General features: G+C 64.8%; 16 protein-coding genes. 8 read left to right on the plus strand and 8 right to left on the minus strand.

Annotated features, from left to right (window positions below; all coding sequences use genetic code 11):
• Positions 1-60: 60 nt before the first annotated feature.
• The 6 genes from ISM_RS04340 to ISM_RS04365 form a co-directional block, all read right to left on the minus strand.
• Positions 61-2,508: a GcvT family protein gene (locus ISM_RS04340; RefSeq protein WP_009812902.1), complete on the minus strand. Its 2,448-nt coding sequence runs from the start codon at positions 2,506-2,508 to the stop codon at positions 61-63.
• Positions 2,509-2,604: 96 nt separating this feature from the next.
• On the minus strand, positions 2,605-3,228 hold the full coding sequence (locus ISM_RS04345) for a LysE family translocator (RefSeq protein WP_009812903.1): 624 nt from the start codon (positions 3,226-3,228) through the stop codon (positions 2,605-2,607).
• A gap of 4 nt (positions 3,229-3,232) precedes the next feature.
• On the minus strand, positions 3,233-3,616 hold the full coding sequence (locus ISM_RS04350) for a GFA family protein (protein ID WP_009812904.1): 384 nt from the start codon (positions 3,614-3,616) through the stop codon (positions 3,233-3,235).
• The gene (locus ISM_RS04355) at positions 3,613-3,993 is read right to left on the minus strand and encodes a GFA family protein (RefSeq protein ID WP_009812905.1); all 381 of its coding nucleotides are present in this window, start codon (positions 3,991-3,993) and stop codon (positions 3,613-3,615) included. The genes ISM_RS04350 and ISM_RS04355 overlap by 4 nt, the downstream gene beginning before the upstream one ends.
• The gene (locus ISM_RS04360) at positions 3,990-4,628 is read right to left on the minus strand and encodes a LysE family translocator (protein WP_009812906.1); all 639 of its coding nucleotides are present in this window, start codon (positions 4,626-4,628) and stop codon (positions 3,990-3,992) included. The genes ISM_RS04355 and ISM_RS04360 overlap by 4 nt, the downstream gene beginning before the upstream one ends.
• A gap of 9 nt (positions 4,629-4,637) precedes the next feature.
• Entirely contained in the window at positions 4,638-5,210 is a 573-nt protein-coding gene (locus tag ISM_RS04365) for a helix-turn-helix domain-containing protein (protein ID WP_009812907.1), read from the minus strand.
• 280 nt (positions 5,211-5,490) lie between these two features.
• On the opposite strand from ISM_RS04365, the gene ISM_RS04370 reads away from it, so the two are divergent.
• Positions 5,491-6,891, plus strand: coding sequence for a selenium-binding protein SBP56-related protein (locus ISM_RS04370; RefSeq protein WP_040617847.1), 1,401 nt, complete (start codon positions 5,491-5,493; stop codon positions 6,889-6,891).
• A gap of 32 nt (positions 6,892-6,923) precedes the next feature.
• Positions 6,924-7,574, plus strand: a complete 651-nt coding sequence (locus ISM_RS04375) for a hypothetical protein (RefSeq protein WP_009812909.1) — start codon at positions 6,924-6,926, stop codon at positions 7,572-7,574.
• Between the two features lie 6 nt (positions 7,575-7,580).
• Here ISM_RS04375 and ISM_RS04380 read toward each other — a convergent pair whose 3' ends face one another.
• On the minus strand, positions 7,581-8,258 hold the full coding sequence (locus tag ISM_RS04380) for a DUF1028 domain-containing protein (RefSeq protein WP_009812910.1): 678 nt from the start codon (positions 8,256-8,258) through the stop codon (positions 7,581-7,583).
• Positions 8,255-9,265, minus strand: coding sequence for an N-carbamoyl-D-amino-acid hydrolase (locus ISM_RS04385; RefSeq protein ID WP_009812911.1), 1,011 nt, complete (start codon positions 9,263-9,265; stop codon positions 8,255-8,257). The genes ISM_RS04380 and ISM_RS04385 overlap by 4 nt, the downstream gene beginning before the upstream one ends.
• 24 nt (positions 9,266-9,289) lie before the next feature.
• Here ISM_RS04385 and ISM_RS04390 point away from each other — a divergent pair, with 24 nt between their 5' ends.
• The 6 genes from ISM_RS04390 to ISM_RS04415 all read left to right on the plus strand — a co-directional run bounded on the left by ISM_RS04390 (position 9,290) and on the right by ISM_RS04415 (position 15,699).
• Positions 9,290-10,192, plus strand: a complete 903-nt coding sequence (locus ISM_RS04390) for a LysR substrate-binding domain-containing protein (RefSeq protein WP_009812912.1) — start codon at positions 9,290-9,292, stop codon at positions 10,190-10,192.
• A gap of 135 nt (positions 10,193-10,327) precedes the next feature.
• Positions 10,328-11,419 (plus strand): ABC transporter ATP-binding protein, encoded by a 1,092-nt coding sequence (locus tag ISM_RS04395; protein ID WP_040618310.1) that lies wholly within the window; start codon positions 10,328-10,330, stop codon positions 11,417-11,419.
• 92 nt (positions 11,420-11,511) lie between these two features.
• Positions 11,512-12,645 carry an extracellular solute-binding protein gene (locus ISM_RS04400; RefSeq protein ID WP_009812914.1) on the plus strand — a complete coding sequence of 378 codons (1,134 nt, stop codon included), beginning with the start codon at positions 11,512-11,514 and terminating at the stop codon, positions 12,643-12,645.
• A 74-nt stretch (positions 12,646-12,719) separates the two neighbouring features.
• Entirely contained in the window at positions 12,720-13,562 is an 843-nt protein-coding gene (locus ISM_RS04405; protein WP_009812915.1) for an ABC transporter permease, read from the plus strand.
• On the plus strand, positions 13,562-14,335 hold the full coding sequence (locus ISM_RS04410; protein WP_009812916.1) for an ABC transporter permease: 774 nt from the start codon (positions 13,562-13,564) through the stop codon (positions 14,333-14,335). Before ISM_RS04405 ends, ISM_RS04410 begins: the two co-directional genes overlap by 1 nt.
• Entirely contained in the window at positions 14,332-15,699 is a 1,368-nt protein-coding gene (locus ISM_RS04415) for an amidohydrolase family protein (protein WP_009812917.1), read from the plus strand. The genes ISM_RS04410 and ISM_RS04415 overlap by 4 nt, the downstream gene beginning before the upstream one ends.
• Positions 15,700-15,704 lie beyond the last annotated feature (5 nt).

Below are 15,704 nucleotides of genomic sequence, written 5' to 3' on the forward strand. Positions count from 1 at the left end.
CCTGAAACGCAACACGGCCCGGGTAATGCACCGGGCCGTGTCATGTTCAAGGGGTGCGGATCAGGCGCGGATGCGGGCGTTTTCGGGGTCCCACATCGGCTGATCCTCTTGCACGGTGGCGGGGCGTTTCTCGCCGTAGATTTCCACCTCGAGCTCGGTCCCCGGCACCGTCAGATCGGCGCGCACCATGCCAAGCGCGACCGAATGGCCGACGCGGTAGCCCCAGGCGCCGCTGGTGGTTTCGCCGACGATCTCGCCCTTGTGCCAGAGCGGCGACATATAGGGCGCATCGGCCTCGCCAGCATCGACCTTGAGCGTCACAAAGCCCTTCTTGCGGCCTTGCTGTTTCTCGGCCAGAAGCGCCGCCTTGCCGGTGAAGTCCTGCGGCTTGTCGAGTTTGACGAAGCGCTCGAGCCCACCTTCGAGCAGGGTGTAATCGGTCGAGAGATCGCCCTTCCACGCGCGGTAGCCCTTTTCGATGCGCAGGCTGTTGAGCGCGTACATGCCAAAGGGTTTGGCCCCGGCCTCGATGATCGCGTCAAAGATCGCGGGCATGTCCTCATTGGCGGCATGCACCTCCCAGCCGAGTTCACCGGTAAAGCTCACCCGGATCAGGAAGGCAGGTTTGCCCGCCACGGTGCAATGCTGATGGGTGAGCCAACCGGCCGAGAGATCGGCATCGGTGAGCGGCGCCAGCAGATCGCGGCTCTTGGGACCGGCGAGCAGCAGCGCATCGCGGTCGCGGGTGGTCTCCGAAACGGTGACGCCTTCGGGCACCGCGTTGCGGATCAGGTCGCCATCATGCCATTGCGCGGTGGCGGCGGTGATCAGCACGAAATCATCCTCGTCGAGACGGATGCAGCTGAACTCGGTCACGATGCGGCCGCGCGTGTCGGCGACATAGACGAGGTTGATCCGGCCCACCTTGGGCAGACCGCCGGTCACGAAACCGCGCAGCCATTCATCGGCGCCCGCGCCCTGGATGCGGAAGCGCGAGAAGCCCGGCAGGTCGAGCACGCCACAGGCATCACGCACCGCTTCGCATTCTTCGCGGACCCGCGCCTCCCACGGGCCGGAGCGGCCCCAGGTATGCGTCGCCTCGAGCGAGGTATCGTCGCCCGGCTTGGCGTACCAATTGGCCCGTTCCCAGCCGTTATAGGCGCCCATGACACCGCCCAGCGCCTTGACCTTGTCATGCACGGGGCTGAGTTTCTTGTCGCGCGCGGCGGGCCATTCGTGATGGGGGAAATGCATGGCATATTCGTTGCCATAGACCTCCATCCCCTTTTTCACACAGTAATCGTGATCGGTGTAATCGGTGTAGCGGCGCGGATCGACCGCCCACATGTCCCATTCGGTCGCGCCATCGACGATCCATTCCGCCAGCACCTTGCCCGCGCCGCCGCCCTGGGCGATGCCGAAGGTAAAGACACAGGCCTCGAACGCGTTCTTGACGCCGGGCATCGGCCCGATCAGCGGCAGCCCGTCGGGCGCATAGGGGATCGGGCCGTTGATGACCCGGGAAATCCCCGACTGACCCAGCAGCGGCACCCGCTCCATCGCGTCGGTGACGATATCCTCGATCCGGTCGAGATCGTCGGACCAGAGCTGAAAGCTGAAATCATCGGGCATCGGGTCGCTGTCATCGGTCCAATGGGCGCGGCAGTTCGGCTCGTAGGGGCCGAGGTTGAACCCGTGCTTTTCCTGACGCAGGTAATAGGATACGTCCACGTCACGGATCAGCGGCAGCTTGCCGCCGTTTTCCTTGGTCCAGGCTTCGACCTCGGGCACCTCTTCGGACAGAAGATATTGATGGCTCATCACCATCATCGGCACGGTGCGCCCGCCATAGGGCTTGAACCATTCGCCGACGCGCTGGGCGTAATAACCCGCGGCGTTCACCACATAGTCACAGGCGATGTCGCCCTGTTCGGTGTGGACGATCCAGCTGCCGTCCTTTTCCTGCGTGACGCCGGTGGCGGGGCAGAAGCGGATGATCTTGGCGCCCATGTCGCGCGCGCCCTTGGCCAGCGCCTGGGTCACCTGTGCCGGATCGATGTCGCCATCGGTCGGGTCATAGAGCACGCCCGCGAGATCATGGGTCTCCATGAAGGGATAGCGTTCCTTGGCCTCTTCCGGGGTCCACATCTCCATCTTGATGCCCTGATAGCGGCCCATGGAGGCGGCGCGTTCGAATTCCTGCATCCGCTCGCGGGTGTGGGCCAGCCGGATCGAGCCGGTCTGATGGTAGTTCATCGGATAGTCGACCTCTTCGCCCAAGCGGCTGTAGAGCTCGGTCGAGTAGCGCTGCATGTTCATGATGCCCCAGCTCGTCGAGAAGGTCGGCACGTTGCCCGCCGCGTGCCAGGTCGAGCCTGCGGTCAACTCGTTCTTTTCCAGCAGAACGCAGTCGGTCCAGCCCTTCTTGGCCAGATGATAGAGCGAGGAACAGCCGATGACGCCACCCCCGATGATGACCACTTTCGCTTTTTTCGGCAGATCTGCCATGTCTTTCTCCTGTGTCGCCCCGTCGCGCGGGGGGTGTTTTCAACTACTGGGCCTTGGCAGTCCCTGCCGTGGCCGCATTCGGGTCGGTCCGGGCGCTCAGTCCCAGACCAGACGGGCCGCCAGCCCGCCGAACATCACCGCCGAGATCCGGCCCAAAGCCCGCGCCCGGCGGCGCAAAACATGTGCAAAGGCCCCCGCCGCCGCGCCGAGCGTCAGCGAGAAGAGAAGCCCCACCCCCATAAAGATCGCGCCGAGGATCAGGATCTGCGCCCAGACCGGGCCGAGGACGGGATCGGTGAACTGCGGGATGAAGGCAAAGATGAAGAGCGCGGTCTTGGGGTTCAGCACATTGGTGACAAAGCCGCGCCAGATCGCCCGGTGCGCGCGGCGCGCGGCATCGGTTTGAGCCACTTCGCCCGCGTGACGCCAGGCCTGCACCGCCAGAAAGACGAGATAGGCCGCGCCGATATAGCGGATCGCATCATAGGCGGCGGGCCAGGCCGCCAGCATCGCCGAGACCCCCGCCGCCGCAAGGATCAGATGCAGCGCGATGCCAAACGAGATGCCAATCGCCGCCGCCATGCCGGCGCGCGGCCCGCCTGCGATGCCGCTGGCCGAGACGAACATGAAATCCGCCCCCGGCGTCAGGTTGAGCAGAAGCCCCGCCCCGACAAAGGCCCAGAGCAGCGCCGGATCAAACCCTGTCAGTATGTCCCACATGATCTCAGGCCTTCTGCGGCAGATCGTCGGCGATGTCGTAGTAATCGCCCTTGTCCGCGGTGAAGATGTGTTTCTCGAGCCGGAGCCCGGTCGGGCCATCGAGCGCGCCGAGCGCAAAGCTCATCGTGTCCTCTTCATGAGCAGCCCAGAAGAGATTGGACCCGCAAGTGGCGCAGAAGCCGCGATGCGCCGCCTCGCTCGAGGCGTACCATGTGACCTCGCCCGTGATGTCGAGCGCGTCGCGCGGCACATAGGCCGAGGCCCAGAGATGGCCCGATTGCTTGCGGCACTGGCTGCAATGGCAGACCGAGGCGCCCTTGGGGGTGGCCTGGGTGTGAAACCTTACCGCTCCGCAGAGGCAGCGTCCGCTGTGGCCTGTCGTGCTCATCCCTCGCCCTCCTGTGGCAGATCATCGGCAATCGCGTAGTAATCGCCCGCCTCGTCGGTCCAGACATGGCGGCCGAGGCGCAGCCCGGTCGGCCCGTCGAGCGCCCCGAGGGCGACGCGGACATAGGGGCTGTCGTCGCCGCGCCAAAAGAGCGTCGCGCCGCATTGCCCGCAAAAGCCCCGGCTGGCGCTATCGCTCGCCCGGTACCAGCGCAGCCCGGCGTCGGCCTCGAACAGGAGCGCGTCCCAGCGGGCGCGCCCGGCGGCGAAATAATGACCCGATTGCTGACGGCATTCGCGGCAATGGCAGGCCAGCGGATCTTCGAGCGCGGGGCTCGTGAACCGCACCGCGCCACAGAGGCAGGTGGCGCGCATCATGCCCCCCGCCCCGGCAGGGCGGCGCTGCCCAGAAGCAGGCCGTAGAGGATGAAACAGGCGGCCAGCCCGCGCCGCAGCCAGCGGTTGAACACCGCGCCAAGCGCCGCCCGGCCCAGCCCCGCGCCAAGCGCGGTATAGCCCATATAGCTCAGCGCTGTGAGGCTGAGCGCGGTGGGGAAGATGACCCAGAGCTGCTCGGCCATGGGCACGTCGGGGGCGACGAACTGGCTGAAGGCGGCGAGATAGCCCGCGACGCTCTTGGGGTTGATCGTGGCGATGGCCAGCGCCTTCATATAGATGGCGCGGGCGGGCTGCGCGGCCTCGGTGTCGGTCACCGTGGGCACCGGGCGCGAGGCCATGATCCAGCCCCGGATGCCGAGCCCGATCAGCACCAGCGCGCCGAGGATCTGCAACGCCTGAAAGGCGGAAGGCGAGGCAAGGATGAGCGCCGTCACCCCCGCCGCCGAGCCGAGCAGAAAGACGCTCGCCTGCGTCAGGATGGCCAGCACGCCCCAGAGGCTCCGGCGAAAGCCGAGCTGCATCCCGTTGGTGATGCAATTGACGGCATTGGGCCCCGGCGTGGTGACGAACACCACCCAGAAAAGGGCAAAGACGCTCCAGTCGGACCAGCTCATCGCGGGGCCTCAGTAGACCGGGGGGGCGATGACCCAGATCGCCACCGCCGGTTCGTCGTAAGGGTTGATCCATTCATGGGCCTCGCCACGAATGCGGAAACTGTCGCCCGGCCCGACGGTGTAGAGGCGGCCTTCGATCATCAGGTCGAGCTTGCCCGAGATGATGACACCGACCTCTTGCGTGGCGCGCTGGATCGTCTCGCCCGCGCGGCTGTGCGGGGCGAAGGTGGAATGCACCATTTCGAAATCATCGGTGAGATCGGGGGACAGAAGTTCTTCGCGCAGGCCACCCTCGCCCGAGCCGATCTGCCGCCGCGCGCCGCGCCGCACCACATGGCCCGCCTCTTCGGCCGGGGCCATGGCCTGACCGAAAAGCATGGAGATCGGCACGCCGAGCACATCCGCCATCTTGCGCAGGTCGCTGATCGAGGGCTCGGAGAGATCACGTTCGACCTGGCTTAGCCAGCCGACCGACCGACCCAGCGCATCAGCCAGCGCCGCGAGCGTCACACCGCGCGCCTTGCGCAGGGCGCGCAGATCGGCACCGAGGGTCTGGCTGCGGGTGATGTCGGTCTGCTGCATGGGCTATCACATCCGTGAAATTAACGTATCGAATTTCACGATGACTCGGGTCCGTGAAAAAATCAACGGATATTTCACGCCGCAGCGCGGCAATCGCAAAGACCCGCAGGACCGCCCTGCCCCGCCTCGCCGGAGCAGAGGACCATGGGACGTGGCGCCCAAGCGCGAGACCGCTCTGACACCGCCGGAATTTGCTTAGAATCGCCCCTTGTGGCAGGCTCCGAGGACAGACGGCCAGATCGAAGCAGTGCGTGACCCCTTCTCTAGAAAGGATTTGACCATGACTCTACGGCCCGACCCCAGCTTTCACGCCAGCCCGAAACTCGCCATGCAGGCGCCCCCGGAAAAGCTGGCCTTTACCCTGATGCTGAGCCCCGATGGATCACAGCCCGACGGGCTGGCGATTGTCGATGTCGACCCGAGCTCCAAGACCTATAGCCAGATCGTGCATCAGGTGATCATGCCCAACACCGGCGACGAGTTTCACCATTTCGGCTGGAACGCCTGTTCCTCGGCCCTGTCGCCGCTCTCGGGCCATGCCTTTCTCGAACGGCGCTATCTGATCATCCCGGGCATCCGGTCGAGCCGCATCTATGTGGTGGATGTGAAAGAGCCGCGCAAAGCGAAGATCCACAAGATCATCGAGCCGGAAGAGGTCTTTGCCAAGACCGGCTATTCCCGCCCGCATACGATCCATTGCGGCCCGGAAGGCATCTATGTCAGCACGCTGGGCGGCGGTGGCAAGGATGGCACCGATGGCCCGCCGGGCATCTTCATCATGGATTGCGAAACCTTCGACATCATCGGCCGCTATGAGATGGATCGCGGCCTGCAGGACAAGCATTACGATTTCTGGTGGAACCTGCCGCGCAATTACATGGTCAGTTCCGAATGGGGCATCCCGCCGCAATTCGAAAACGGCCTCGTCCCCGAGGACCTGCTGTCGAACAAATACGGCCATAGCATCCATTTCTGGGATCTGCGCGGCCGCCGGAATATCCAGACCATCGATCTTGGTGAAAACCACCAGATGGCGCTCGAGATCAGGCCCGCCCATGACCCGGTGAAGGAGTACGGGTTTTGCGGTGTGGTGGTGGACACGACCAATCTCGAAGGGTCGATCTGGACCTGGTGGCGCAACAAGGACGGCACATTCGAGGCCAAGAAAACCGCGACGATCCCGCCGCAACCGGCCAAAGCCGAGGATCTGCCCGATCTTCTCAAAGGGTTCGAGGCGGTGCCGCCGCTGGTCACCGATATCGACCTGAGCCTTAATGACCGGTTCCTCTATGTCTCCTGCTGGGGCACCGGCGAGATGCTGCAATATGACGTCACCGACCCGATGAAGCCCGAGCTCGCCGGCAAGGTGGAGCTGGGCGGCATCGTCAGCCGCACAAAACACCCGAATGGCCGCGATTTCGGCTATGGGCCGCAGATGGTCGAGATCAGCCGCGACGGCAAACGGGTCTATTGGACCAACTCGCTCTATTCCACCTGGGACGATCAATTCTATCCCGGCGACCGGGGCGCGGCGATGGTCATGGCGGAAGTGGGCGAGACCGGCGGGCTAACCCTGGCCGAGGATTTTTGGGTCGACTTCCCCAAGGGCTATCGCAGCCATCAGATCCGTCTCGAGGGGGGCGATTGTTCCACCGACAGCTTCTGCTACCCCTCGGTCTGACCGTGCCGGGACGGGCCTGAGTGGCGGCAGGGATGGACAGCGCGGCGGCGCTCTGGGCGGCGGTGGCGGCCTCGGGGCTCTATCACGGGATCAATCCCGGCATGGGCTGGCCGCTGGCGGTGTCCGCCGCCTTGATGGAGCGCCGGGCACAGAGCCTGTGGCGCGCCTGTCTGGCGCTGGCCGTCGGGCATCTGCTGGCGATGCTGGCAATGCTCTTGCCCTTTTCGGCCCTCGTGACGCTCGTCGCATGGCAGCGCGAGATCCAGATCGGGGCGGCGCTCTTGCTCATCCTGGCCGGGGCCTATCTGTTGATCAACCGGCGGCATCCGCGTTTTCTCGCGCGGGTGCCGCCCTCGCGCCTCGCGCTGTGGTCGTTTCTCGTGGCGCTGGCGCATGGGGCGGGGCTGATGCTGGTGCCGATCTATCTCGGGCTCTGCGATCTGGCCGGGGCAGAGCCGGGCCATGCCGCCGCCGGGGCGCTGATGGGCAGCTCGATCGGCACCGCGCTTTGGGTGGCGCTGGCCCATACGCTCTGCATGACGCTTGCCGGTGGGGCGCTGGCCTGGGGCGTCTATCGCTGGATCGGGCTCGAAGTCCTGTCGCGCGGTTGGCTCAACCTCGATCTCTTTTGGGCGCTGAGCCTCGCCGCGATGGGGGTTCTGTCGCTGGTCCTCGTGCTGTGAGGCGGCTCAGGCCCGGTCGGGATGCTCGATCGTGCTCGACAGCGGCGCGGAATCGGGGTCGAGCGCGCGCAGCCGATAGGCCGGGGCCTTGGGCAGCCAGGCCTCGAGCAACCGGTAGAGATCGGCCAGCGGATCGGTGGAATCGTCGATGCGCAGATCGACATCCTTGAGCGCCTCGGCCCCCAGCACCACGACAGAGGCCGATTGCAGCGGGTCGCGTTCGCTGCCCGCCGCCTCGCCCGCGAGCATGCCCGCCATGAGCCGCTCTGACAGGTGCCCCTTGGCCGCCTCGAACCCGGCGATCATGGCCGGAAGCACCGCGTCGGAGCCCAAGAAATTGCCCAGCGCCAGCGCGTGATCCCCGGTGACCCCGCCGCAGGCCCCGAGACAGGAGGCCCCGGTGTGATGCAGCGGCGTGCCTTGCGCGGGCAGCACGCCGAGCTGTCGCCAATGCAGCGCGGTGGCGGCGTCCTGCATGGCGGCAAGCGTGGTCTCGGCGCTTGCGCTTTGTTCCCAAGCGCGCAGCCCGACCTGATGCAGCCGCGGATCGGTGCGGGCCTGCGAGAGCACGACGACGCCCTCGGCCAGCGCGCCAACCCGGGCGCCGACACAGACCGAAGAGGTGGCCACGGCAAAGCCGATGTCGCCGGTTTCCGGGTCACGCCCGGCCAGAGAGAAGGTCATGAGGGCACCTCGACGCCTGTTTGGTCTGTGATCGGCCCGTAATGTTCGATGCGGCGGTGGCGCGCGAAATCGAACACCGAGCGGCGGATATAGGCCCCGAGATCGAGGTCGCAGTCGTAGCTGATGACCTCATCCTCCTCGGAGACGGCGCGGGCCACGACTTCGCCGGTGGGGGCCACGATGGCCGAGCCGCCGATCATCGCAAACCCGTCTTCCGAGCCGCATTTCGCCGCCGCCATGACCCATGCGCCATTCTGATAGGCGGCGGATTCGAGGCTCAGCCGGTTGTGGAACTCGCGCAGATGGGCAGGTTCGGGATGGTGGATGTTGCGGGTCGGCGTGTTGTAGCCCAGCATGAACACCTCGGCCCCGCGCAGCGCCATGACGCGGAAGGTTTCCGGCCAGCGGCGGTCGTTGCAGATGCACATGCCGAACCGTCCCGAGGGCGTGGCAAAGGTCGGAAAGCCGAGATCGCCCACCTCGAAATAGCGCTTTTCCAGATGTTCGAACTCCAGATCGCCGATGGGGTCGACCGTGCCGGGCAGGTGGATTTTGCGATATTTGCCCAAGAGCGCCCCGTCCGGCCCGACCAGCACCGAAGTGTTGAAACGGCGGGTCTGGCCCGCGTCTTCGGTCTTTTCGGCATAGCCGAGGTAAAACCCCACGCCGAGATCGCGCGCCACCTCAAAGAGCGGCTGCATCGCGGGCGACGGCAGGCCCTCTTCGAAGAATTGGTCATATTCTTCCGGCGTGTCGTAGATATAGCGCGGAAAGAAGGTGGTCAGCGCCAGTTCCGGGAAAGTCACCCAGCGCGCGCCCCGGCCATGCGCCTCGCGCAGCATGTCGATGAGCCGCGCCACCACCTGCGCCTTGGTGTCGGCCAGATGGACCGGCCCCATCTGGGCCACTGCGAAAATTTCCTTGCGGGCCATCATCCCCTCCTGCTCTGCGTCCAGATCAGAGCTAGACAGGCAGAACATCAGTGTGAAATAAAATATCAGACCCATGAAATAACTCTGGATTATATCACTATGATCAACGCGCGGCAGCTCGAGGTGCTTTGCACCGTCATCGAAGTCGGCACCACAGCGCGGGCGGCCGAGCTCTTGGCGGTGAGCCAGCCGGCGGTGAGCAACATGATCCGCCACACCGAAGACCTGGTGGGATTCGCGCTCTTCGTGCGCAAACACGGGCGGCTTGTGCCGACACAGGAGGCGCTTCATATCGCGCAGGAGGCGCAGCATCTCTTCCTGCAGCAAAAGCGCATCGCGGCCATTGTCGACGAGCTGCGCGGCGGCACGATCGGGCGGCTGAGCATCGTCGCCACCCCCTCGATCGGCCATGGTCTTCTGCCCCGGGCGCTCAGCCTTTTCATGAAAACGCGGCCGAAATTGCAGCTCTCGATCGAGCTCGGCAGCATTGACGAGATCATCCGCCGTCTGGTCAGCGGACGTGCCGATCTTGGCCTGTCGATCACCCCGCCGCGTCATTCTGCGGTCTCCGTCCATGAAATCGGCGATGGCGAGATGAAATGCATCTGCCCGGCGGATCACGAGATCGCGCTGTTGCAGCGGGTGTCGGTGACCAATCTCAACCAGGTGCGCCATATTTCCTATGGCGCGCGGACGCCGCTCGGGCAGGCCATCGACAGCCTGTTTTCGCAACAGGGGCTGGAGCGGCGGTATTTCTGCGAGGTGCGCCACACCGCCACCGCGCTCGAGATGGTGCGCAACGGGCTGGGGGTGGCGCTGGTCGACAGTTTCGGCCTCATCGGCCAGCCCGCCGAGGGTATCGCGGTGCGTCCGATCACCCCCTCGCTGCCGCTCAAGACCCATGGCATCACCTCGAACCTCTTCCCCACCACCAATATCGCGCTTCAGTTTCAGAGCTTTCTTGCCGACTACCTCAAGGAGGCCTCTTCCGCCCCCGCCTGACCCGCACGTGAATAATCCCAGATTATACTGGCGTGCCGTTTTTTTATTTTATTGTTTTCACCCCCCATGGTCCCATGTGGCAACGATCCGGGCGCCCAGCGCCGCCTCGCAACAGATACGGACAGTTTGCTCATCATGACCTCTCCCATTCTTTCCATCACCAATGCGGTGAAACGCTATGGCGCGGTCAATGCGCTGGACGATGTGAGCCTCGATGTGGCGGAGGGCGAGTTTCTGACGCTGCTGGGGCCGTCGGGCTCGGGCAAGACGACGCTTCTGAGCGCGATTGCCGGGTTCATTCAGCTCGATAACGGACAGCTGCGCCTGCGCGACGAGGACATCACCAGCGAGCCGCCGGAACGGCGCGGCTTTGGCATGGTGTTTCAGGGCTATGCGCTCTTTCCGACGATGACCGTGCGCGAAAACGTGGCCTTCCCGCTCAAGGTGCGCAAACGCCCCGCCGCCGAGATTGCCGAACGGGTGCAGGATGCGCTCGATCTGGTGCAGATGGGGGCCTTTGCCGACCGCCTGCCGACCCAGCTTTCGGGCGGACAGCAACAGCGGATCGCGCTGGCCCGCGCCATGTCGTTTCAGCCGCAGGTGCTGCTTCTGGACGAGCCGCTCTCGGCGCTCGACAAGAAGCTGCGCGCCGATCTGCAATGGGAGCTGAAGGCGCTGCATGATCAGCTTGGCGTGACCTTCATCTATGTCACCCATGATCAGGACGAGGCGCTGTCGATGTCGGACCGGATCGTGATCCTCAAGGATGGCGCGATCCAGCAGCAGGGCGCGCCCGACACGCTCTACAACCGGCCGCACAACAGTTTCGTGGCCGATTTCCTCGGCAAATCGAACTTCATCGAAGCCCAGATCGAGGCCCGCGACGGGCAGGTTCTGCGCTGTTCCGCCGCCGGCGCCGGGTTCGAGGTCGAGACCGACACCGATCATGCCAAGGGCGCGGCAGTGCGCATCGCGCTGCGGCCCGAACGGCTCCGCCTCGCGGCACCGGGCGAGGAAATCCTGCCCGCCACGGTCAAACAGGTGAGCTATCTCGGCGAGCGCTGTCAGGTCATCGTGACCCATCCCGGGCTTGGCGAATTGCTGGTCTCGCGCCCGACATGGAAAACCGACATCACCCCCGCCCCCGGCCTCGCCGTGAGCATCGGCTGGGACCGCGACGCGGGCGTCGTGCTCGCCCCGGATGCGACCCCGGATACGGCCGCGTGAGACGCCCCGCCCCCCGACCGCCGGGCGCATGACATTACCCACAAGGTGACAAGAGATCACCGTCCCGCACTGATCCAACAAGGAGACAAGACATGACAGAGACAACCGATTTCGAAGCCAAGCGCGACATCGCGGAGATCGCGGTCGAACGCTATAAGCAAGGCCGCCTGACCCGGCGCGGGTTCATCGCGGCGATGGGCGCGCTCGGCATCCTGCCGGCGCTCGGCTCGCGGGCCACGGCCCAGGCCAAGGAGATCATCGTGGTGAACTGGGGCGGCACGGCCAAGGACGTGCTGCAAGAAGTGCTCTGCGACACCTACACCGCCGAGACCGGCATCCCGGTCACGGTCGACGGCTCTGGCCCCTCGGCGGGCAAGATCCGCGCCATGGTCGACAGCGGCGCGGTGGTCTGGGACCTCTGCGACAGCGGCGCGGGGTCAGCCATCATCCTCGAACAGCAGGGCGTGACCCAGCCCATCGACTATTCCATCGTTGACAAAAGCAAGGTTCTCGAGGGCACCGCCTATAACAATGGCGTCGGCAATTACGTCTATTCCTACGTGCTGGCGACCAACCCCAAGATGCTTGGCGGGAATGTTCCGCAAACCTGGGAAGACGTGTGGAACGTCAAGGATTTCCCCGGCATGCGCACCTTCCGCAAATCCGTGCGCGGTATGCTCGAAAGCGCGACACAGGCGCGTGGCGTGCCGCTCGCCGAGGTCTATGACGCGCTCGGCACCGAGGATGGTATCAAGGCCTCGATCGCCAAATTCCGCGAGCTGCGCGAGAATATCATCGTCTGGGGCTCGGGCAGCGACAGCCAGAACCTGTTCCTGCAAGAAGAGGTCGCCATCGGCAACATCTGGTCGACCCGCGCCCATCTGCTCAAGGATCAGATGCCCGAAGGCAGCTTTGACGTAAGTTTCCAGGGCGGTGTCATCGCCCCCGGCATCTGGGTCGTGCCAAAGGACAACCCGGCGGGCAGCGACGAGGTGATGAAATTCATCGCCCATGGCCAGAAACCGGAACTGCAGGTCGAATGGCTCAAGAAGATCGGCTCGGGCCCGATCAACCCGGAGGCCGCCGCCATGGTGCCGCCAGAGCTTGCGCCCTTCAACCCGTCGAGCCCCGAGAACCTCGCGACCCAGATCCTCTACAAGGATGAATGGTACGCCAAGAACCAGGTCTCGGCGGAAGAGCTCTATGTGGATGCGCTGATCAACTAAGACCACTCACGGACATCCCTCTTGGATCGGGGCCGCTCTGGCCCCGGTCCCCTCCCGACCTGCCAGGAGCCGACATGCCCCGCGTCACCGAAAAATTCAGCTATTGGATGCTCGTCCTGCCCGCGCTTGCGATCATGGTGATCTTCTACATCGTGCCGGTTCTGGGCATCTGGAAAATCGCCTTTACCGAGCCGGTGACGGGCTTTGGCAATTTCGAGAAAATGGCCGCGTCGAGCGCCGTGCAGACCAGTTTCATCATCACCTTCCGGGTGGCGGCGGTGACCACTGTGGGCTGTCTTCTGCTCGGCTATATCGTGGCCTATGCGATCAGCAATTACGCCTCGCGGCTGACGCCCTTGATGGTGGCGCTGGTGATCTTGCCGTTCTGGGTCTCGGTGCTGATCCGCTCGTTCAGCTGGATCGTGCTTCTGGGCCGGTCGGGCATCGTCAATGATGCGCTGCGCGATGCCGGGCTGATCGAGGCGCCGCTCAAGCTCATGCATAATGAGTTTGGCGTGGTGATCGCCATGATCCATGTCATGCTGCCCTTTGCGGTGCTGCCGATGCTGACCAATATGCGCGGCATTTCGGGCGCCTATGTGCAGGCCGCCCGCAGCCTCGGGGCCAGCGAATGGTACGCCTTTCGCAATGTCTATTTCCCGCAGACCATGCCCGGCGTGATGTCCGGCGCGCTGTTGGTCTTTGTGCTGTCGCTGGGCTTCTACGTGACGCCCGCGCTGCTCGGCGGGGGCCGTGTTCTGATGATCTCGGAATATATCACCTACCAGATTCAGGAATTCCTCAACTGGGGGCTCGGCTCGGCGCTGTCTGTGGCGCTCTTGGTCGCCACCGCCCTCGTCCTTCTTGTCGCCGCGCGCTTTGTGAACCTGCGTGCCACATTGCTGGATCGGAAATAATGGCCCGTTCGACCTTTCAGATCTTCTTTCAGACCGGCGCCTGGTTGATCATCGCCTTTCTGGTGCTGCCCATCCTCGTGGTGATCCCGATCTCGCTCACCGATACGAGCTATATCGGCCTGCCCAAGGAGGCGCTGTCGCTGCAGCATTACGCCAATTACTTCTCCGACGGCGATTGGCTCGGCGCGACCTGGACGAGCATCTGGGTCGGGCTGGTGGTGGCGAGCTGCGCCACCGTGCTCGGCACCGCCTTTGCCATCGGCTGCTGGTTCCTGTCGGACCGCGCCGCGATGGTCGCCCGCTGGGTGCTCATCACGCCGATCCTCGTGCCGCCGGTGGTGCAGGCGCTGGGCTTTTACCGCTTTTGGGTGGTGCTCGGGCTGATCGACACGCATTTCGGCGTGATCCTCGCCCATACGCTGCTCGCCCTGCCCTATGTGTCGATCTCGGTCTTTGCCTCGCTCACCAATCTCGACCGCAACATCCCGCGCGCCGCGCGCAGCCTCGGGGCCTCGGTGCTGCAGACGGTGCGGGCGGTGATCGTGCCGGCCATCAAACCCGGCATCCTGAGCGGCTTTATCTTTGCCTTCATCGTCAGCTTTGACGAGATCGTCGGCGTGCTCTTCATCACCGTGCGCCGGGTGCAGACCCTGCCCAAGATGATCTGGGAAGGCATTCAGGACAATATCGACCCGACCATTGCGGCGGTGGCCACGCTCTTGGTTCTTCTCACCCTTCTCGCCACCTTGTTCGGAGCCCTGCGCAGATCATGACCCGCCTGCTGCTGAAAAACGCCCGCTATATCACCCATGCCTCGGGCCTGCCCGAGGTTACCGCCGGCCATATCGCTATCGACGGCAGCCAGATCGTCGCCCTGCCCGAGACGCTCGACGGCACCGAGTTCGACAGTTTCGAGCCGATCGACATGTCGGACAAGCTCGTCTCACCGGGGCTGATCAATTCCCACACCCATGCCGTGCTCTTGGTGCTGCGCGGCACGGTCGAGGATATCGAGGGGAACCTTGTCTATCAGTATATGGTGCCCGCCTCCTATCTGCTCGAGCCGCGCGAACGGGCGGCGATTGCCCGGCTCGCCTGTGCCGAGGCGATCCGATCCGGCACCACGACCATGGTCGACCCGCTGCGCCATGTCGCCGACTACGCCCCCGCGATGATCGAAACCGGCCTGCGGCTCTGGCTCGCCGAGAGCTGTGCCGATGCGGTGACCACCGAGGTGGGCCGGGGCCGCTATCGTTTTGACCGCGACTTTGGCCAGACCTTCCTCGACCGGACCGAAGCGCTCATCGAGCGGTTCCACGGCAGCGAAGACGACCGGGTGCGGGTGATGATCGCGGCCCATGGCCCCGACAATTGCAGCCCCTGGATGCTCGGCCAGCTCAAGGCGCTGGCGCGGCAACACGGGCTGCGCCGCACCGTCCACCTGAGCCAGATCATCAGCGAAAAGGAACAGGTCGAGGCGCTGCATGGCTGCACCTCCACCGAATATCTCGATCAGAATGACTTCCTCGGCGACGATCTCATCGCGATCCACTGGACCTTCTGCAACGAGAGCGACGTGGCGCGGCTGGCCGAGACCGGCACCTGGCTTGGCCATTGTCCGGCGTCGATGTCCGCCAAGGGGCCGCATCCGCTGCCGATGCGGGCGATCCTCGATCACGGGGTCAAGATCGTGCTCGGCACCGACAACATGACCGAAGACATGTTCCACGCCATGAAACTGGCCCAGACCCTGCATCGCGGCGCTTATACCCGCGCGGTCAGCCCCGGGCCGCAGCAGGTCTTCAACTATGTCACCCGCAACGCGGCAGAGGCGCTCGACCATCCCGGCATCGGCGAGATTGCCGTCGGCAAAAAGGCCGATCTGGCGATGTTCGACCTGATGACCCCGGCCATGGCGCCGCGCGTCTCGGCGCTGTCGAACCTCGTGCATTACGGCCATCCCGGCGTGGTCACCGACACGATGGTCGACGGCCGCTTCCTGATGCGCGACCGGGTGCTCACCACGATCGACGAACGCGCCGCCATCACCGAGGCGCAGGAGGCCACCGACGCCATGTGGCAGCGGTTCGACACCGAGGACCGCCATGTGCCCCTGCCCGCCACCGACCCCGTCTGACCTTC

This window comes from Roseovarius nubinhibens ISM, assembly GCF_000152625.1.
GTDB lineage: Bacteria > Pseudomonadota > Alphaproteobacteria > Rhodobacterales > Rhodobacteraceae > Roseovarius > Roseovarius nubinhibens.